This window comes from Pseudomonas sp. GW821-FHT01E10, assembly GCF_059422365.1.
In genome coordinates this window covers 90,194-109,662 of record NZ_JBWKWT010000005.1, presented here as the reverse complement: position 1 = coordinate 109,662, position 19,469 = coordinate 90,194, and the positions used below count along the sequence as shown (strand labels likewise).

Sequence of the window (19,469 nt, the reverse complement as noted above, 5' to 3'; positions counted from 1 at the left end):
TGACGGCGCGACGTCAGAGGGCAATCACGCCCCTTGTCGCGCCCGGCGCATCAGACGGCGAAGAGCAGGAACTCCCGCTCCCACGAACTGATCACGCGCTTGAAGTTTTCATGCTCGGCCCGCTTGACCGCGACGTAGCCTGTGATGAATTTCTTGCCCAGATACTTTTCGATGGTCTTGCTGTTTTCCATACGATCCAGCGCGTCTTCGATGGTTAACGGCAGGCGCAGATTGCGCCGCTCGTAACCACGCCCCACCACCGGGGCACTCGGGTTATGCCCTTCGAGCATCCCGATCAGGCCGCACAACAGGCTGGCGGCGATGGCCAGGTAAGGGTTGGCGTCGGCACCCGGCAGACGGTTTTCCACCCGACGGTTCTGCGGCCCGGCATCCGGAACCCGCAGGCCCACGGTGCGGTTCTCTTCGCCCCACTCCACGTTCACCGGTGCCGAGGTATCCGGCAGGAAGCGGCGGAACGAATTGACGTTGGGCGCGAACAGCGGCAGCAACTCAGGGATGAATTTCTGCAAACCGCCGATGTGATGGAGGAACAGCTGGCTCATGGTCCCGTCTTCATTGGAGAAGACGTTTTTGCCGGTCTCGATGTCGATGATGCTCTGGTGCAAATGCATGGCACTGCCCGGCTCGCCAGTCATGGGCTTGGCCATGAAGGTCGCCGCCACGTTGTGCTTGAGTGCGGCTTCTCGCATGGTGCGTTTGAACACCAGAATCTGGTCGGCCAGGGACAGGGCATCGCCGTGACGGAAGTTGATTTCCATCTGCGCAGTGCCGTCCTCGTGGATCAACGTGTCGAGGTCCAGCTCCTGCAATTCGCACCAGTCGTAGACGTCTTCGAACAACGGGTCGAATTCGTTCGCCGCTTCAATGGAGAACGACTGGCGACCGGTTTCCGGACGGCCGGAACGGCCAATCGGCGGTTGCAACGGGTAGTCCGGGTCATCGCTGCGCTTGGTGAGGTAGAACTCCATTTCCGGCGCCACGATCGGCTGCCAGCCGTGGTCGGCGTAGAGTTTCAGTACCTTCTTGAGCACGTTGCGCGGCGACAGCTCGATCGGGTTGCCCTGCTTGTCGTAGGTGTCGTGGATCACGATGGCGGTGGGTTCGATGGCCCAGGGCACCAGGAACACGGCGTTCTGGTCGGGGCGGCAGACCATGTCGATGTCGGCCGGGTCGAGCAGTTCGTAATAGATGTCGTCTTCGACATAGTCGCCGGTCACGGTCTGTAACAGAACGCTTTCGGGCAGGCGCATGCCTTTTTCGGCGATGAACTTATTGGTCGGCGAGATCTTGCCCCGGGTGATGCCGGTCAGGTCGCCAATCATGCATTCGACTTCTGTGATCTTGTGGTCTTTCAACCAATCGGTGAGCTGGTCGAGGTTGTTACTCATAAATGCCTCTTAGGCTTGAGTTTCCTGACTTTTATAAGTCAGGCGTTGTTTGACGCATCGGCGTCGCGTTGTAATGCGCGCTTGCGGCAGGCATCGCCAAATGCCTGGAAAATCGCAAGGTAGTCAGGATTCAAGCTTACCTGCCATTCGGGATGCCATTGCACGCCTAAAGCAAAAGCCTTGCCTTCGATCACAGAGACCGCTTCGATCAGCCCATCGGGCGCCACAGCTTCCACACGAAGGCCCGGCGCCAGCCGCTCGACGCCCTGACCATGAATCGAGTTGACTTGAATGTCGCTCGCCAGGCCCAGCCCCGCAAGTACACCACCCGGCTGGACGTGTACCGGGTGACTGGGGGCGTACTGCCCTTCGAGCGGCAGGCTGTCGTCTTCACGGTGGTCCATGAAGGGACCGGCCTCGTGGACCTTCTGATGCAGGCTGCCACCGAACGCCACATTCATTTCCTGGAAGCCGCGGCAGATACCGAGCACGGGAACGCCAGCCTCGACAGCGGCGCGGATCAGCGGGAGAGTGGTGGCATCGCGTGCAGAATCATGAGCAGTACCCGGCGCGCTGGCCGGGCCGTTGTAGTGAAACGGTTCTATATTAGAAGGAGAGCCTGTAAAAAGAATGCCGTCCAGAGCGTCCAGAATATCGGACGGCGCCAGTCGATCTGCCAGGGATGGAAGAATCAACGGCAGGCCTTTGGCAGCTGAAGCCACGGCGCGTACGTATTTGTCGCCACTGATGTGATAAGCATGCAGACCGATCTGCTTTGAGCAGGCGGTGACGCCGATTAACGGCAGGCGAGACATGAAGCACCCCGGTATTATTGCTGTTATGGGTTTGAATCGAGCTTAGCCTTGTTCATTTTTTTACACAACACCCCCGTAAAAAATACAACACGGCCCGCTCAAGCCCGCGGGCGCCAAGACGTCAGAAGACAAAAATACGCCCCAAAGTGCCTCAAAAAAGCCTTTCGAGCGCTTTTTTAGGGCAAAAAAGGCCTCGCTTGACTTCGGCATGCCGTTCGGGTTGACTGGAATCTGAAAAGATCAATGATTGATATTTTTAACAACAAAGGTGTTGCATCATGTCGGTACCCCCGCGTGCCGTTCAGCTTAACGAAGCGAACGCGTTCCTTAAGGAACATCCTGAGGTTCTGTACGTTGACCTTCTGATTGCGGATATGAATGGTGTGGTGCGCGGCAAGCGCATCGAACGCACCAGCCTCCACAAGGTTTACGAGAAAGGCATCAACCTGCCGGCCTCTCTATTTGCTCTGGATATCAATGGCTCGACGGTGGAAAGCACCGGCCTGGGCCTGGACATCGGCGATGCTGACCGAATCTGCTATCCAATCCCCGACACCCTGTGCAATGAGCCCTGGCAGAAGCGCCCGACTGCGCAACTGCTGATGACCATGCACGAACTCGAAGGTGAACCTTTCTTCGCCGACCCGCGCGAAGTCCTGCGTCAAGTGGTGACCAAGTTCGATGAGATGGGCCTGACCATCTGCGCCGCGTTCGAACTGGAGTTCTACCTGATCGACCAGGAAAACGTGAACGGTCGCCCGCAACCGCCGCGCTCGCCGATCTCCGGCAAACGTCCGCACTCGACCCAGGTCTACCTGATCGACGATCTGGATGAATATGTCGACTGCCTCCAGGACATTCTGGAAGGTGCGAAAGAGCAAGGCATCCCTGCCGACGCGATCGTCAAGGAAAGCGCCCCGGCGCAGTTCGAAGTGAACCTGCACCACGTGGCCGACCCTATAAAGGCCTGCGACTACGCGGTGCTGCTCAAGCGTCTGATCAAAAACATCGCCTACGACCATGAGATGGACACCACCTTCATGGCCAAGCCTTATCCAGGCCAGGCGGGTAATGGTCTGCACGTCCACATCTCGATTCTTGATAAAGATGGCAAAAACATTTTTGCCAGCGAGGATCCCGAGCAGAACGCCGCACTGCGTCACGCGATCGGCGGTGTGCTCGAGACCCTGCCGGCGCAGATGGCTTTCCTCTGCCCGAACGTCAACTCCTACCGTCGTTTCGGCGCGCAGTTCTACGTGCCGAACTCGCCGTGCTGGGGCCTGGACAACCGCACCGTGGCGATTCGCGTACCAACCGGCTCCTCCGATGCCGTGCGCATTGAACACCGTGTGGCTGGCGCCGATGCCAACCCGTACCTGCTGATGGCCTCGGTCCTGGCCGGCGTGCACCACGGCCTGGTCAACAAGATCGAGCCGGGCGCGCCCGTGGAAGGCAACAGCTACGAGCAGAACGAGCAAAGCCTGCCGAACAACCTGCGCGATGCACTGCGCGAGCTGGACGACAGCGAAGTCATGGCCAAGTACATCGATCCGAAATACATCGATATCTTCGTCGCCTGTAAAGAGAGCGAGCTGGAGGAGTTCGAACACTCCATCTCCGACCTCGAGTACAACTGGTACCTGCATACCGTGTAAACGGTTGCCGTAAAAACAACGCCGCCGGCCTTACCGCCTGCGGCGTTTTTTTATGGCCAACCACTAAACATTGTGGCGAGGGGGCTTGCCCCCGTTGGGCTGCGTAGCAGCCCAAAAACGGCAATCTCGTTGTATCAGGGATACCGAGTTAGCTGGATTGGGGACTGCTGCGCACTCCAACGGGGTATGGATCATCTCTGCGCTCTGCGTACAATGCCCGCTGCCCTGCAGGAGACTTCAATGACCCGACTCGCCACCCCACGCAAACCCCGCGCACGCAGCCAGGCCCGGATCGACTCGATACTCGATGCCGCCCGCACGCTGCTGGCCGCCGAGGGCGTGGCCAGTCTGTCGATCTACAGCGTCGCTGAACGCGCAGAGATCCCGCCCTCCTCCGTCTACCACTTTTTCGCCAGCGTCCCGGCCCTGCTCGAAGCCCTGACCGCCGACGTCCACGCCGCGTTCCGTGCTTGCCTGCAAGCGCCCATCGACCACCACGCCCTCAACGGCTGGCGCGATCTGTCGCGACTGGTGGAGCAACGCATGCTCGACATCTACGACGAAGACGCCGCTGCCCGCCAACTCATCCTCGCCCAGCACGGTCTGACCGAAGTCACCCAGGCTGACCGCCAGCACGACATCGAACTCGGCGACCTGATGCACAAACTGTTCGACCATCACTTCGAGCTGCCAAGGCTGCCGACAGATGTCGATGTGTTTGCCCTGGCCATGGAGCTGGGAGATCGAGTGTATGCGCGCTCGGTGCAGCAACATGGGCAGATCACGCCGCGCATGGCTGAAGAAGGGATGCGGGTGTTTGATGCCTACCTCGGGCTGTATTTGCCGCCGTACCTGCCCAAGCGCGTAGCGCTTTAAAAAATCGCGGCCTTCGAATACACCACCACTACCACTGCACGCATAAAAAACCCCGAAGGGCTCACACCCTCCGGGGTTGTTGTTGGCGCACGCACTTACAACTTGGCGATCGACACCTCGGTGGATTTCACAAACGCGATCACTTCGCTGCCGACCACCAGTTCCAGCTCTTTCACCGAACGAGTGGTAATCACCGAAGTGACGATGCCGGAGGCAGTCTGCACGTCGATTTCCGAGAGGACGTCGCCGAGCACGATTTCCTTGATCGAGCCTTTGAACTGGTTACGAACGTTGATGGCTTTGATAGTCATGATGTTGATTCCTGTCGTTGGATGAGTTTTAACGTTATTGAGCCCAGCGCAATTGCGTGGGCAATGGTGAAACAGGTTCCGGTTCCGGCGGTTGGCCGGGTACCGACAGCACGCGGTTGAGCACTTCGGTTTCCAGCGCCGCCAGCCGATGGGAGCCGCGAACCCGAGGGCGCGGCAATTCGACTGCCAGGTCGAGGCCGACTTCGCCCTCTTCAATCAGAATCACCCGATCGGCAATCGCCACCGCCTCACTGACGTCGTGGGTCACCAGCAACACGGTGAAACCGTGCTTCTGCCAGAGCCGTTCAATCAGTTGCTGCATTTCAATACGGGTCAGGGCATCCAGTGCCCCCAGCGGTTCGTCGAGCAACAGCAGGCGCGGTTGATGGATCAGCGCGCGGGCCAGGGCCACGCGTTGCTTCTGGCCACCGGACAGTGCCGCCGGCCATTCGTGGGCGCGGTCCGCCAGGCCGACCGACTCCAACGCGTCCAGTGCTTGCGGCCGCCAGTTGCCCTTGAGCCCGAGACCGACGTTGTCGATGACCTTCTTCCACGGCAGCAACCGCGCTTCCTGGAACATCAGCCGGGTGTCTTCCCGGGCGGCACTCAGCGGCGCGGAGCCAGCAAACAACTCGCCAGCCGTAGGTTTGTCGAGACCGGCGAGCAAGCGCAGCAAGGTGCTTTTGCCGCAACCGCTGCGCCCGACCACCGCCACAAACTGCCCGGCAGGAATGTGCAGGTCGATTTCACGCAGCACTTGCCGCGAACCGAAGGTCTTTTGCAGCTTGCGCGCTGCCAGCGGGATTCCGCGCAGCAGGCGTGGAGGTTGTTGAGCCGTCATGCGGCACCTCCCTTGGCAACCTGATAGGCCGGATGCCAGCGCAGCCACACGCGTTCAAGTCCACGGGCCGCGAGATCAGCGAGTTTGCCGAGCACGGCATACAACAGAATCGCCAGTACCACTACGTCGGTCTGCAAGAATTCCCGGGCATTCATTGCCAGGTAGCCGATGCCGGCGTTGGCGGAGATGGTTTCGGCGACGATCAGGGTCAGCCACATGAAGCCCAGGGCAAAACGCACGCCGACCAGAATCGAAGGCAGCGCACCCGGCAGGATCACCTGACGGAACAGGCTGAAACCGGACAGGCCATAACTGCGGGACATTTCCACCAGCGCCGGATCGACGTTGCGGATGCCGTGGTACGTGTTGAGGTAGATCGGGAACAACGTGCCCAACGCCACCAGGAAAATCTTCGCCGACTCATCGATGCCGAACCACAGGATCACCAGCGGAATCAGCGCCAGGTGCGGTACGTTGCGGATCATCTGCACCGAACTGTCGAGCAGGCGTTCGCCCCACTTCGACAGGCCGGTGATAAAGCCCAGCGCCAGGCCAATGCCGCCGCCGATGGCGAACCCGAGTGCCGCGCGCCAGCCGCTGATAGCCAGGTGAGTCCAGATTTCACCGCTGCGGAACAGGCTCACACCGGCTTCGATCACCGCGATGGGCGCCGGCAGAATCCGCGTCGACAACCAGCCCTCCGACACCGACAACTGCCATACCGCCAGCAACAGAATCGGCAACACCCAGGGTGCGAGGCTGTGGATAGTTTTCTTCATGGCCACGCCTCAGCTCTGGGACGCGGCTTTGGGAAGAATGTCGTTGGCCACCATCTCGCCGAACGGGCTGACGTAACCGGCGCTTTTCGGCAGTTCCGGGCGCTCGATGTCCAGGTGCGGGAACAGCAACTCGGCCACCCGATAGGATTCTTCCAGGTGTGGATAACCGGAGAAGATGAACGTATCGATGCCCAGATCGGCGTATTCCTTCACCCGAGCGGCCACGGTCGGACCATCGCCGACCAGCGCCGTACCGGCCCCGCCGCGCACCAGACCGACACCGGCCCAGAGGTTGGGACTGACTTCCAGGTTGTCGCGACTGCCGCCATGCAAAGCGGCCATGCGTTGCTGGCCGACCGAATCGAAACGCGCCAGAGAAGCCTGGGCGCGGGCAATGGTGTCATCGTCCAGATGAGAGATCAGTCGATCCGCCGCTTGCCACGCCTCGGCGTTGGTTTCGCGAACGATCACATGCAGGCGAATACCGAAACGCACGGTGCGCCCGAGCTTCGCGGCTTTGGCGCGAACCTGTGCGATTTTCTCGGCAACGGCGGCCGGTGGCTCACCCCAGGTCAGGACCATTTCGACCTGCTCCGCCGCCAGATCCTGCGCCGCTTCCGACGAGCCGCCGAAATACAGCGGCGGACGCGGTTGCTGGATCGGCGGATAGAGCAACTTGGCGCCCTTCACGCTGATGTGCTGACCGTCGTAATCGACGGTTTCGCCTTCCAGTACCCGGCGCCAGATGCGGGTGAATTCCACCGAGGCCTGATAGCGCTCTTCGTGACTGAGGAACAGACCGTCGCCGGCCAGTTCTTCCGGATCGCCACCGGTGACCAGGTTGAACAGCGCACGGCCGCCGGACAGACGATCCAGGGTCGCGGCCTGACGCGCCGCCACCGTCGGGGAAATGATCCCGGGGCGCAGGGCGACGAGGAATTTCAAACGCTGGGTCACCGGGATCAGCGAGGCAGCCACCAGCCACGAATCTTCGCAGGAGCGACCGGTGGGAATCAGCACCCCGCCGAAACCCAGACGATCCGCCGCTTGCGCGACTTGTTGCAAGTAACCGTGGTCGACGGCGCGAGCGCCTTCGGCGGTACCAAGGTAATGGCCGTCGCCGTGGGTAGGCAGGAACCAGAAGATATTGAGGCTCATGGAGTGGTCTCCTTGGGGAATCGAATTACGGCGCTTTGGCGACGGCTGCCGGTGGCGTCCAGATCACGTCCTTGATACTCAAGGGCTTGGGAATCAGCTTGAGCTGGTAGAAGCTGTCGGCGATTTTCTGTTGGGCGGCGACCACCTCAGGGGTCAGGAACAGCGCGCCGTAGCCCTGGCGCTTCACCGAAGTCAGGGTGATGTCCGCTGGCAGGCCGAGCAGTGGCGAAACCTGTCGGGTGACGTCCTCGGGGTTGGCCCGGGACCATTCACCGACCGCGCGCACTTCTTCCACCAGGGTTTTGATCACTTGAGGATTTTTCTGCGCATAAGGCTTGGTCGCCAGATAGAACTGATGGTTGTCGACGATGCCTTTGCCATCGCGCAAGGTGCGCGCTTGCAGTTGCTGTTCGGCGGCAGCCTGGTACGGGTCCCAGATCACCCAGGCATCGACGCTGCCGCGCTCGAATGCGGCGCGGGCATCGGCGGGCGGCAGGAACACGGTCTGGATATCGGTGTATTTGAGGCCGGCGTCTTCCAGCGCACGCACCAGCAGGTAGTGCACGTTCGAGCCTTTGTTGAGCACGACTTTCTTGCCCTTGAGTTCCTGCACCGATTTGATCGGCGAGCCCTTCGGCACCAGGATCGCTTCGCTGTGGGGCGCTGGCGGTTCATAAGCGACGTAGAGCAGATCGGCGCCCGCGGCCTGGGCGAAAACCGGAGGCGTTTCGCCGGTGACGCCGAAGTCGATGGAGCCGACGTTCAGGCCTTCAAGCAGTTGCGGGCCGCCGGGGAACTCCGTCCATTGCACGTCCACACCTTGGGCGGCGAGGCGTTTTTCCAGAGTGCCTTTGGCTTTGAGCAGCACCAGGGTGCCGTATTTCTGATAGCCGATTCGCAAAGTCTCGGCTTGGGCTTGAGTAATGACGCCGAAGGACACAGCCGCAGCAAACAGAGCGACCAGACCACGACGCAAAATGACAGGGCGCATGGCGCTCTCCTTTTTGCAGTTGGGTTTTGGCTGCACCTGCTTGCCCGTTAGCGGGCCAGTAAGGTGAGTACTTCAAATTCAGATGTTGCTTGAGGGCTGGCTTAAATGCTCCAGCGAGCACTCAACAAACGTTCGTTCAACAGGTTTGGATCGAGCGGCTTGGGCCGGCGAGCCATGGCGCTGTAGAACAGCTCCAGCGATTCACTCAGTCGTTGTGCAAGCTCGGGAGCCAACTGCGCCTGGGTGCTGCCTTCGCCGTAAGCGATCTGACTGTCTACGGCGAAAATCCCGTGGAGCATTTCCTGGGCCTTCAACGCCGACAGCACTGGCTTGAGCGCGTAATCCACCGCCAACATGTGGGCGATGCTGCCGCCGGTCGCCATGGGCAGAACCACTTTGTGGGCCAGAGCGCGCTCGGGCAGCAAATCCAGTACGGTTTTCAACGCGCCGGAGAACGAGGCTTTGTAAACCGGTGTGGCGATGAGCAGGCCGTCGGCGTTATCAATCTGTTGCAACAGATCGATCACCTTCGGGCTGTCGAAACGGGCATGCAGTAAATCTTCAGCCGGGAAGTCCCGTACCTGATAACTCACCACTTCCACACCTTGCTCTTGCAACCAGCGTTTGGCGCGCTCCAGCAACACCCCGGAACGGGAGCGTAGGCTGGGGCTGCCACCGAGTGAGACGACCAGCATTCAGACAATTCCTTGAGCGGTGTTGGCGATTCGCAGCTTGCGATCTCGCGTCGATGGAATGACCTTAACAGGTGATTCATATATCCATAAATCATATTTATTCATTTGGTTATATCTTAAGTGAATATGCTGTTTGTCTTTTTCCGGACAAAAAAACAGGCCGTCGAAACGGCCTGAAAATCCCCTGCTTTGGTAGACATGATCGTTCCCACGCTCTGCGTGGGAACGATCTTTTGACGTTAACGATTCGGCTGCGGCGTCAGGCGCAGGTACGGTTTCACCGCACGGTAACCCTTGGGAAAACGTCGCTGGATTTCATCTTCGTCCTTGAGCGACGGCACGATCACCACCTCATCACCGTCCTGCCAATTGGCCGGTGTGGCCACCTTGTAGTTGTCGGTGAGCTGCAGCGAATCGATTACCCGCAGAATCTCATTGAAGTTACGGCCGGTACTCGCCGGGTAAGTGATGGTCAGCCGGATCTTCTTGTTCGGATCGATCACGAACAACGAGCGCACGGTCAAAGTGTCGTTGGCATTCGGATGGATCAGGTCGTACAGGTCGGACACTTTACGGTCCGCATCGGCGAGGATCGGGAAATTGACGATGGCGTTCTGGGTTTCGTTGATGTCCTCGATCCACTTGTGATGCGAATCCACCGGGTCCACGGAAAGGGCAATGGCTTTGACGCCGCGCTGGGCGAATTCATCCTTGAGCCTGGCGGTGAAGCCCAGCTCGGTGGTGCACACCGGCGTAAAGTCTGCCGGATGGGAAAACAGCACGCCCCAGCTATCGCCCAGCCATTCGTGGAAACGGAGGGTGCCGGCGCTGGAATCCTGTTCGAAATCGGGGGCGATATCGCCAAGTCTGAGGCTCATGGTGCTGCTCCTGGTGAGTGCTTGTTGAGCTCAACTGTGCCTGCGTTCCAATTTAATTAAAAAGAATAAATATCAATTTATTTAGATCATAAAGAAATATTAAAGATCTGTTCACTGGACCTGATCCGCCATCGGGACGAACATCGATCCCAAGGTTCGAGAAGGCCTTGAGTTGTTGCAAAAAGGGAACTTCAAGGAGGGTTTACGGGGGTGAGCCCGCCTTGAAAACGCAAAAGCCCCGCCCGGCGTGATGCCGGGCGGGGCTTTTTTTCGTCGGTTATGCGAGCGCTATTACAACAGCGGGATCGAGTAGCTGACGATCAGACGGTTTTCGTCCTGGTCGCGCTGACCTGGGATGTCGTTGCGCCACATGGCGTTTTTCCAGGTGAGGCCCAGGTTTTTCAACGGACCTTCTTGTACTACGTACGCCAGGGTCAGGTCGCGTTCCCACTCGGAACGGCCAGTTGCGTTGACGCTAGTCTGAGCTGCCCCCACTTTACCGGTTGTGTCGATGTTATCGCCACGCAGATAAACCATGCCCGCAGTCAGGCCTGGGACGCCGACTTTGGCAAAATCGAACGCGTAGCGAGCTTGCCAGGTACGTTCGCCAGCACGGGCAAACTTGGCGATCTGGCTGTCGGTAGTCAGGTAAGCCGACGAGCCATCACCCTGGTTCAGCCAAGGGAAGTCGCTATTACCATTGCTGACCTGGTAACCGCCGCCGAAGGTGTGACCGGCAACCGAGTACAGGAAAAGACCGCTATACAGGTTATTGTCGACTTTACCTTTGGTAATGCCGGTTCCGTAGTCACCTGTAGTGAAATAGGCAGAGTCATGGCCGTTGGCGCCATCGTTACGGCTGTTGAAGTAACGGAAGTCAGACTTCAGCACACCTGGACCAATCGACCAGTTGTGAACCAGACCCAGGAAGTGCTGCTTGTAGAAATCTTCCAGGTTGCCGTAGTAGTACTGGGCGGTCAGGTCCTTGGTGATTTTGTAGTCGCCACCGCCATAGATGAACTTGTTGCTGTCACGACCGGCAGCAGTGTGAGCGTTGGCACCAGCGATCGACAACTCTTCGTTGTTGCTGGAGTTACGCCCCTTGGCGTGCTCGATCTGACCGCCGACCAGTGTCAGGTCTTTGATTTCGTTCGAGGTGATCTGACCGCCCTGGAAGGTTTGCGGCAGCAGACGACCGTCGTTGGTCACGATCACCGGCAGTTTTGGCTGCAGGGTACCCAACTTCAATTCGGTCTGGGAAATCTTGGCTTTGGCAGTCAGGCCCAGGCTGGAGAAGTTATCAACCGCTTTGCCGTTGGACTCACTTGGGAAAACAGTGCCGCCGTAAGAAGTCGAAGTGGCGCCGTTAGTACCGCCACCGGTGTCCAGACGCACGCCCAACAGGCCGATGGCATCGATACCGAAGCCGACAGTGCCTTGTGTGTAGCCGGAAGTGAAGCGCAGATCGAAACCTTGGCCCCATTCCTCGTTCTTGCTTTGAACGCCGTTGGCCTTGACCTTGGCGGTACCCGCGTCGGAATCGCGGTTATCGGTGTTGATGTAGAAGTTACGCAGCCCCAATGTAGCCTTGCTGTCTTCGATGAAACCGGCGGCGCCTGCCTGCTGCGCCAAAACCCCTACGGCCACAGCCAGGGCCAAGGTGGACTTGTTCATTGTTTCGCTCCTCTCATTTCTAATTCTGGGTTCCTGGTCCTGGTCGAGTGCCCGGATCCAAAGATGCGCAATGAGCGCCGGGTGGTCAGCCCCCTTGTTTTTGCCGACATGACAAACCAAAAGATTTATTGCAGTATTTTTTAATGCCATTTAGGCATATATATCCATGCCGGGACATAAGGTATCGGCTCATGAACCAATTCCTTGATCTTCAAAATCGGGGGTGCTGAATCCGATACTCGTGTCGCTGCCAATGAGTACCTGATGGATTCATTTTATAGACTTGGGTAAAAAACAAAAAAGAATAAATAATCAACTTAAGCTATTTTTTTGGAATATAAAAAAACACACCAAAAAAAACCTCGCCAACAGGCGAGGCTTTTTTTGAGGGTTATTACAGGAAGCTGTAGGTGTAGTTGAAGATCAGACGGGTCTGGTCTTGGTCAGCGGTGCTGGTATTACCGCTGTAAGTACCGTGACGCAGAGTCGTGCCAAACCCTTTGAGTGGGCCCGTTTGAATCACGTAGTCCACACGCGCGTCGGTCTCGTGCTCATTCAGGTCTTTACCCACGCCGTTGGTTGCCTTGATGTCTCGGCCATCGAGGTAAGCAATCGAAGCTTTCAAACCTGGCACGCCCAGTGAGGCGAAGTCATAGGAGTACTGACCGTACGTGGTGTTTTCACCGGCACGGATGAAGCTGCCCACGGTGGCGTCGGTGAACGAGTAGAAGCTGGCGCCACCGGCACCTTCTGGACGACCTTTGCTATCGATCAGGCTGCCCTGGTTCAAGAAGACAAAGCCGCCGTCATCGCTGACACGCTGATGACCAAGCAGGAACGCGCTGCCACCCAGGGTGTAGGTGAACGTCGCGCTCCAGGTCTTGTTATCGACCTCGCCTGGATTCTTGGCGTAGCCATTGTTGTTGTTGAAGCGGTAGCCGACGTCGCCGTTCTTGCCATCGGAGCTGCTGTCGAAATAACGAATATCAGTCTTGAACGACTGGTTCGGGGCGATCGGGTAGACGTGCACCAGGCCGAGGAAGTTCTGCTTGTAGTAGTCTTCCAGGTTCGCGTAGTAGTACTGCAGCGTGAGGTCTTTGGTGACTTTCCAGTCAGCACCGGCGTAACGGAACTGGTTGCTGTCATGAGTACCGCCAGCGACTGCCAGGCCAGTCCTGTTGGAGGAGGCGCGACCCGACGCGTGCTCCAGTTGACCCAAGTTGAAGGTCACATTGTCAATTTCCTTCGAGGTGATGGTGCCACCGTCAAAGGTCTGCGGCAGCACACGGCTGTCGTTCGCGATCAGGATCGGCAAGTTAGGTGCCAAAGCGCCACCCAAGTGGGCCTCGGTCTTCGAGAAGCGCGCCTTGACGTTGCCATCCAGACGACTCCACTCGTCGGCGGACCTGTCGCCGTCGCTCGGGAAGAAGGAGTTGCTGTTACCGAGCGGGTGATGTCCCCTGCCGCCATCCAGATGGATGCCGACCAGTGCCTGGGCGTCGATACCGAAACCAACGGTACCCTGGGTGAACCCGGACAGGTAATCGAACTTGAGACCCTCAGCGGCTTCTCGCTGTCTGTTAGCAGGAGTGCTCGCTCCTTCACGTACGTCAGCGTCGTAATACATCGTGCGAGAACTGACGGAAGCCTTGCTATCTTCCAGGAAACCCGCTGCGCCTGCCTGCTGCGCCAAAACCCCCACGGCCACAGCCAGGGCTAAGGTGGACTTATTCATGTTTCGCTCCTCTCGTTTTCTAATTTTTGTGTTCTTTGGTCTTGGGTCGAGAGCCCTGGATCCACAGATGCGCGATTAGCGCCAGACCGTGACTACCAAGTCAATCGTAACCATGTGTGTCTACGACCAAGGTCTAACGTCGAATATTGAGTCCCTGCCGGCGGCTCATCGAACCGGATATAACGGCATTGGCCCAAAAGCTAATTCCTAAAGGGTATTTACCAGCCTTTTTTTATTCCCATTGGCTTTGGCACATCCCGTACGCGTCAATCCCTATCGAAAAGGCGACGCCATCATGGCTAAACGCGCACTATCTAGTCAATTTGTTACAGTTTGTGTATCGCTAATATTTTCTCTTTCCACTCAGGCGACGACGCTCGCGTTCGGCTATCAAACCGGCGTCCCCCCCCACCGCAGGCCTTCGAGCCGACGGCGATTCGAGAAACCATAGGCCATAAAGTCGATTGGCGTCGTTTCAATCGCGGTTCGTAAGTGGTCAGCGCCGCGCAGCAGACCGCGGTGCATTGGCGGCACGACGAAGACGATTGGAGAGATGGCGAAGTTCTTGCGGGAGCAAGGGAAGGTAGAAACGGTGCTGCCGGATTATTCGCCGTATGTCAGCGCCAAATACGTCACTGAGTGATGATCGTTCCCACGCTCTGCGTGGGAATGCCTCTTCGGACGCTCTGCGTTCGGCTCTCGATGGAACGCGGAGCGTCCCGGGTTGCATTCCCACGCGGAGCGTGGGAACGATCACAGCCGCTCAGTCAGAGGGCTTTTTCGAAGATCTTCGAATTACGCTGATAGTTGTAAAGCGACGCCCGCGCCGACGGCAAGCGATCGACGCTGCTCGGCACGAAACCCCGCTCACGGAACCAGTGGGCGGTCCGGGTGGTGAGCACGAACAGGGTTTTCAGGCCCTGAGCCCGGGCGCGGGTTTCGATGCGCTCCAGCAATTCATCACCGCGACCGCCATGACGGTACTCCGGGTTCACCGCCAGGCACGCCAGCTCCCCCGCATCCGAATCGGCAATCTGATACAGCGCCGCGCAGGCGATAATCATGCCTTCACGCTCGACCACACTGAACTGCTCGATCTCACGCTCCAGCACCTCGCGGGAACGGCGTACCAGAATGCCCTGCTCTTCCAGCGGGCTGATCAAGTCCAGCAAACCGCCGACGTCCTCGATGGCCGCCTCGCGCACCACCTCGAATTGCTCCTGGGCCACCAGCGTACCGCCACCGTCACGGGTGAACAGTTCGGTCAGCAGCGCGCCGTCTTCGGCGTAGCTGACGATATGACTGCGCGCCACACCGCCCCGGCATGCCTCAGCGGCCGCATCCAGCAGCTCGGCCTGATAGTTGCTGCCCAGGCGTTGCAGGTGTGCCGGCACTTGTTGCGGACGCAACTCGCGAACCAGACGACCCTGTTCATCCAGCAGACCGAGCTCGGCGCCGAACAGCAGCAACTTGTCTGCGCCCAGGTCGATGGCCGCGCGGGTCGCGACGTCTTCGCAGGCGAGGTTGAAGATTTCGCCGGTCGGCGAGTAACCCAACGGCGACAACAGCACGATGGAGCGTTCGTCCAGCAGGCGATTGATGCCCTTGCGGTCGACCCGGCGCACTTCGCCGGTGTGGTGATAATCGACACCTTCGAGCACGCCGATCGGCCGCGCAGTGACCAGATTGCCGCTGGCCACCCGCAGGCGCGAGCCCTGCATCGGCGACGAGGCCATGTCCATGGACAACCGCGCTTCGATGGCGATGCGCAGTTGGCCGACCGCATCGATCACGCACTCCAGCGTCGCCGCATCGGTGATGCGCATGCCGTGGTGGTAGTGCGGGGTCAGGCCGCGAGCAGCGAGGCGGGTTTCAATTTGCGGACGCGAACCGTGAACCAGCACCAGTCGCACGCCCAGGCTGTGCAGCAGCACCAGGTCGTGGACGATATTGCCGAAGTTCGGGTGCTCCACACCGTCGCCGGGCAGCATGACGACGAAGGTGCAATCGCGGTGGGCGTTGATGTAAGGCGAAGCGTGACGAAGCCAATTGACGTATTCGGGCATGAACCTGGGCCTGTAATAAATAGCAGCCGAAAAAAGAGTAACGCAGTAAACGCACAGCGGGCTGATGGTTATCGTCGGAACAGGCTTGGCGACACGCGCGCTCTCCTCATAAGTACGGGTAGTGACACTGGCAATTTATACGAGCGACGCCGGCGTCAGGCAGTAATGTTCGATCAGTTGACGTAATAGATGCACGGTAGGCTGCAAACGTGACATTTCGAGGTATTCCCCCGGTTGGTGGGCGCAGGCGATATCGCCGGGGCCCAAGACCAGTGTTTCACAGCCAAGGCGCTGAAGATAAGGCGCTTCTGTGCCGAACGCCACTGCTTCGGCGCGATGGCCGGTGAGCTTTTCGGCGACCCTCACCAATTCCGAGTCCTCGGCCTGCTCGAATGGCGGCACTTCGGGGAACAATGGCGCGTAATTGATCTTCACCTGGTGCCGTGCGGCAATAGGGTTGAGCTTCTGCAAAATCGCCGCGCGCAGGGCACTGGGGTCCATGCCCGGCAGCGGACGCAAGTCAAATTCCAGCGAGCACTGGCCGCAGATGCGGTTGGGGTTATCGCCACCGTGAATGCAGCCGAAATTCATCGTCGGCTGCGGCACACTGAACTGTGGATTACGAAATTCCCGCTGCCACGCCAGACGCAAGCCGCGCAGTTCGCCGATGGCATCGTGCATGGCTTCAAGGGCGCTATGGCCCAGGCTCGGGTCCGAGGAGTGACCGCTCTGACCGAGGATATCGATGCGCTCCATCATCACGCCTTTGTGCAGACGGATCGGTTTCAACCCCGTCGGCTCGCCAATCACCGCCGCACGACCTAGTGGTCGCCCGGCTTCGGCCAAGGCACGCGCACCGGACATCGAGCTTTCTTCATCGCAGGTCGCAAGAATCAGCAAGGGTTGCTTGAATGGTTGCTCGAGCAAGGGTTTGACGGCTTCGATGGCCAGGGCAAAAAAGCCCTTCATGTCGCAACTGCCCAGACCGACCCAACGGCCATCCACTTCCGTCAGTTTCAGCGGATCGGTCTGCCACAGCGCCGCGTCGTACGGCACCGTATCGCTGTGACCGGCCAGCACCAGGCCGCCGGGACCGGAACCGAAACTGGCCAGCAGGTTGAACTTGCCGGAGCTGACCTGCTGGATGTCGCAGGCAAAACCCAGCTCCCCGAGCCATGTCGCCAACAAGTCGATGACCGGCCGATTGGTTTGATCCAGATTCGGTTGGGTACAGCTGACGGACGGCGCGGCGATCAGCGCAGCGAACTGATCTTTCATGGACGGCAAAGGCATCGCTGACTCCCAACTCCCGAATTGAAGTCCATCATAGAGCCATCCGGCGACAGGAATAAACCGTCGCGGCCGTCACCAAGCGTCAACAGACCCTACAACCCTTGAGTCCTGTACACTGCACGACCTTGGCAGCCACACATTTCCCCGGCTGCGCTCCCGATCCTGGATTTTCCGGCCATGCAGAAAGAAACCGAAATCAAACTCCGCGTCAGCCGCGAAACCCTCGCCGCCCTGCGCGAGCACCCGTTACTGAAGAAACGCAACAAAAGTGGCTGGGAACGCCGTGAGTTGATGAACCAGTACTTCGACACGCCCGAGCGCGACCTGGCCCGCGCCAAGGTTGCCCTGCGCCTGCGCCGCGATGGCGAAGAAGTGATTCAGACCCTCAAGACCCGCGGCCAGAGCGTCGCCGGTCTGTCCGAACGTCACGAGTACGACTGGCACCTGCCCAAAGCCAAACTCGACGTGAAGAAGCTCGACGGCGAATGCTGGCCCGAGCAGTTGGCCGAACTGGACAAGAAAACCCTGAAAGCCATCTTCACCACCGATTTCGTGCGTGAACGCGCGGAAATCGCCTGGGGCCGTGGCAAGACCAAAGTGGTCATCGAAGCCGCGCTGGACCTGGGCCACGTGGTGGTCGGCAAGCAGAAAGAAGAAATCTGCGAGCTGGAACTGGAACTGCGCGAAGGCGAGCCGGCCGCACTGCTGGAACTGGCCGCCGAACTGGCCGCGACCCTGCCGCTGATGCCATGCGACATCAGCAAGGCCGAACGCGGTTATCGCCTGTTCGACGCCAACAGCTACTCGCTGAGCTTGCCGGCGCCGCAGATCACCGCCGAAATGCCACTGGACGATGCGTTCGCCGCCTTGTGCTGGCATTTGCTTGGCAGCAGCCAGCGCCTGGCCGAGCAATATCGCTTTAATGGCCACTGGCGCCTGCTGCAGGACTGGGTCGAAAACCTCGCTGAAATGCGCGCGCTGATCAGTAGCCTCGGTCAAGCCGCGCCGCGTCAGTCGACTCACGATCTGCGGGTCGCGCTGGATGCCTTGCTGGAAGACTGGCGCCCGCTGGTACAGGCCGGCCTGGACGACGAAGACGTGCGCAAAGCCGCGCCGGAGCAGTTCCTCGAAGAGCTGGAAGATCCGCGCTGGGGCCTGTTCTCGCTGAACACTTCGCGCTGGTTGCTGGCCCGTACCTGGGCTGCCGATCGCAACACCCGTGGCAATCGCCAGGGCGCCGCGCAACTGGGCAGCTGGCTGCCACGCCTTCTGGGCGAAGAAGCCAACTCGCTGCAACTGCAGCGTTACCAGCAACAGCCGGAAGACCTGGCCGAGCAACTGCCGCGCATCGAGCGTATCCAGGCCTGGCTGCACCACGCCCGTAGCGTGCTGGACATCCCGGAAATGGATCGCCTGTACGGTGAGCTGAAACAGCTTGCCCTGCTGGCTAACGAGCCGATCACCGATGAGTCGCTGGATGCGCGTAAGCAGCAGGCGATTGCGGTGTATCAGAATCGCGCCTGGAAAATGCTATTGCGCATGTAACACCCAACACCTGTGGCGAGGGAGCTTGCTCCCGTTCGGCTGCGAAGCAGTCGTAATCCGGGCATCGCGGTTTGTCTGGCATACCGCAATGGCCGGATTAGGAGCGCTTCGCACTCCAGCGGGAGCAAGCTCCCTCGCCACAAAGGCCCTCGAACATCATCAACGCAACACCGGCAAACTCGTCGTGGATTTGATTTCCGACAAAGCCACGATCGAGTTGACCTCCTGTATCCCCGGCACCATCGACAGTTTCTCGAAGAAGAAACGCTCATAAGCCTCGATGTCTGCCGTGACGATCCGCAACAAGAAATCCACCGATCCCATCAGCACATAACATTCCAGCACTTCGGGAAAACCGCGAATCGCTTCGGTGAACTCAGTGAAGTTCGAACGTCCGTGGGCGTTGAGTTTGATCTCGGCGAAGATCTGCGTGTTCAGGCCGATTTTCTTGCGGTCAAGCAACGTCACCTGACCGCGAATGATCCCCTCCTCCTTCATCCGCTGGATCCGCCGCCAGCAGGGCGACTGCGAGAGTCCCACCTGTTCGGCGATCTGCGCGCTGGAGAGCGAAGCGTCCTCTTGCAGCAACGCGAGAATCTTGCGGTCGTAGCCATCCAGCTCGCTATGCATAGAAAAACCTGAAATTAATATGATCTTGAATTGATCGATTCGATAAATCGTCAACAAGCCCAATCATAGATAAGAAATACCCCACACCGAATGTAAAAATTCCTCCAATGATTTTGGA

The 19,469-nt window shown here is 59.1% G+C and carries 17 protein-coding genes; 3 read left to right on the top strand and 14 right to left on the bottom strand.

Going from position 1 to position 19,469, the window contains the following annotated elements:
* Positions 1–50: 50 nt before the first annotated feature.
* Both AC07V0_RS11855 and AC07V0_RS11850 read right to left on the bottom strand, forming a co-directional pair.
* Positions 51–1,409 (bottom strand): glutamine synthetase family protein, encoded by a 1,359-nt coding sequence (locus tag AC07V0_RS11855; RefSeq protein ID WP_018928632.1) that lies wholly within the window; start codon positions 1,407–1,409, stop codon positions 51–53.
* A gap of 38 nt (positions 1,410–1,447) precedes the next feature.
* Complete coding sequence (locus AC07V0_RS11850) at positions 1,448–2,224, bottom strand: gamma-glutamyl-gamma-aminobutyrate hydrolase family protein (protein ID WP_064621023.1); 777 nt, start codon at positions 2,222–2,224, stop codon at positions 1,448–1,450.
* Between the two features lie 278 nt (positions 2,225–2,502).
* On the opposite strand from AC07V0_RS11850, the gene AC07V0_RS11845 reads away from it, so the two are divergent.
* Positions 2,503–3,879, top strand: coding sequence for a glutamine synthetase family protein (locus AC07V0_RS11845; RefSeq protein ID WP_018928630.1), 1,377 nt, complete (start codon positions 2,503–2,505; stop codon positions 3,877–3,879).
* 240 nt (positions 3,880–4,119) lie between these two features.
* Positions 4,120–4,755, top strand: coding sequence for a TetR/AcrR family transcriptional regulator (locus AC07V0_RS11840; protein WP_018928629.1), 636 nt, complete (start codon positions 4,120–4,122; stop codon positions 4,753–4,755).
* A 95-nt stretch (positions 4,756–4,850) separates the two neighbouring features.
* Here the strand turns inward: AC07V0_RS11840 and AC07V0_RS11835 are convergent, their stop codons facing one another.
* The 11 genes from AC07V0_RS11835 to argE all read right to left on the bottom strand — a co-directional run bounded on the left by AC07V0_RS11835 (position 4,851) and on the right by argE (position 17,176).
* On the bottom strand, positions 4,851–5,066 hold the full coding sequence (locus tag AC07V0_RS11835; RefSeq protein WP_003229256.1) for a TOBE domain-containing protein: 216 nt from the start codon (positions 5,064–5,066) through the stop codon (positions 4,851–4,853).
* A 34-nt stretch (positions 5,067–5,100) separates the two neighbouring features.
* Entirely contained in the window at positions 5,101–5,907 is an 807-nt protein-coding gene (gene ssuB, locus AC07V0_RS11830; RefSeq protein ID WP_086944378.1) for an aliphatic sulfonates ABC transporter ATP-binding protein, read from the bottom strand.
* Positions 5,904–6,686, bottom strand: a complete 783-nt coding sequence (gene ssuC / locus AC07V0_RS11825) for an aliphatic sulfonate ABC transporter permease SsuC (RefSeq protein ID WP_019580555.1) — start codon at positions 6,684–6,686, stop codon at positions 5,904–5,906. Before ssuC ends, ssuB begins: the two co-directional genes overlap by 4 nt.
* Positions 6,687–6,695: 9 nt before the next feature.
* The gene (ssuD, locus tag AC07V0_RS11820) at positions 6,696–7,844 is read right to left on the bottom strand and encodes an FMNH2-dependent alkanesulfonate monooxygenase (protein WP_018928626.1); all 1,149 of its coding nucleotides are present in this window, start codon (positions 7,842–7,844) and stop codon (positions 6,696–6,698) included.
* Between the two features lie 25 nt (positions 7,845–7,869).
* On the bottom strand, positions 7,870–8,835 hold the full coding sequence (locus AC07V0_RS11815) for a sulfonate ABC transporter substrate-binding protein (protein WP_018928625.1): 966 nt from the start codon (positions 8,833–8,835) through the stop codon (positions 7,870–7,872).
* A 101-nt stretch (positions 8,836–8,936) separates the two neighbouring features.
* The gene (ssuE, locus tag AC07V0_RS11810; protein WP_086944376.1) at positions 8,937–9,530 is read right to left on the bottom strand and encodes an NADPH-dependent FMN reductase; all 594 of its coding nucleotides are present in this window, start codon (positions 9,528–9,530) and stop codon (positions 8,937–8,939) included.
* 239 nt (positions 9,531–9,769) lie between these two features.
* Positions 9,770–10,408, bottom strand: a complete 639-nt coding sequence (locus tag AC07V0_RS11805; RefSeq protein WP_018928623.1) for a peroxiredoxin — start codon at positions 10,406–10,408, stop codon at positions 9,770–9,772.
* Between the two features lie 291 nt (positions 10,409–10,699).
* Positions 10,700–12,082, bottom strand: a complete 1,383-nt coding sequence (locus AC07V0_RS11800; protein WP_064621027.1) for an OprD family porin — start codon at positions 12,080–12,082, stop codon at positions 10,700–10,702.
* A gap of 394 nt (positions 12,083–12,476) precedes the next feature.
* Complete coding sequence (locus AC07V0_RS11795) at positions 12,477–13,817, bottom strand: OprD family outer membrane porin (protein WP_064621028.1); 1,341 nt, start codon at positions 13,815–13,817, stop codon at positions 12,477–12,479.
* 767 nt (positions 13,818–14,584) lie between these two features.
* Entirely contained in the window at positions 14,585–15,883 is a 1,299-nt protein-coding gene (gene argA, locus AC07V0_RS11790) for an amino-acid N-acetyltransferase (RefSeq protein ID WP_019580550.1), read from the bottom strand.
* A 135-nt stretch (positions 15,884–16,018) separates the two neighbouring features.
* Positions 16,019–17,176 carry an acetylornithine deacetylase gene (gene argE, locus AC07V0_RS11785; protein ID WP_086944375.1) on the bottom strand — a complete coding sequence of 386 codons (1,158 nt, stop codon included), beginning with the start codon at positions 17,174–17,176 and terminating at the stop codon, positions 16,019–16,021.
* A gap of 177 nt (positions 17,177–17,353) precedes the next feature.
* Between argE and AC07V0_RS11780 the strand changes: the two genes are divergently transcribed.
* On the top strand, positions 17,354–18,721 hold the full coding sequence (locus AC07V0_RS11780) for a CYTH domain-containing protein (RefSeq protein ID WP_018927599.1): 1,368 nt from the start codon (positions 17,354–17,356) through the stop codon (positions 18,719–18,721).
* A gap of 159 nt (positions 18,722–18,880) precedes the next feature.
* Here the strand turns inward: AC07V0_RS11780 and AC07V0_RS11775 are convergent, their stop codons facing one another.
* Positions 18,881–19,351: an Lrp/AsnC family transcriptional regulator gene (locus AC07V0_RS11775; RefSeq protein ID WP_018927598.1), complete on the bottom strand. Its 471-nt coding sequence runs from the start codon at positions 19,349–19,351 to the stop codon at positions 18,881–18,883.
* Positions 19,352–19,469: the final 118 nt, after the last annotated feature.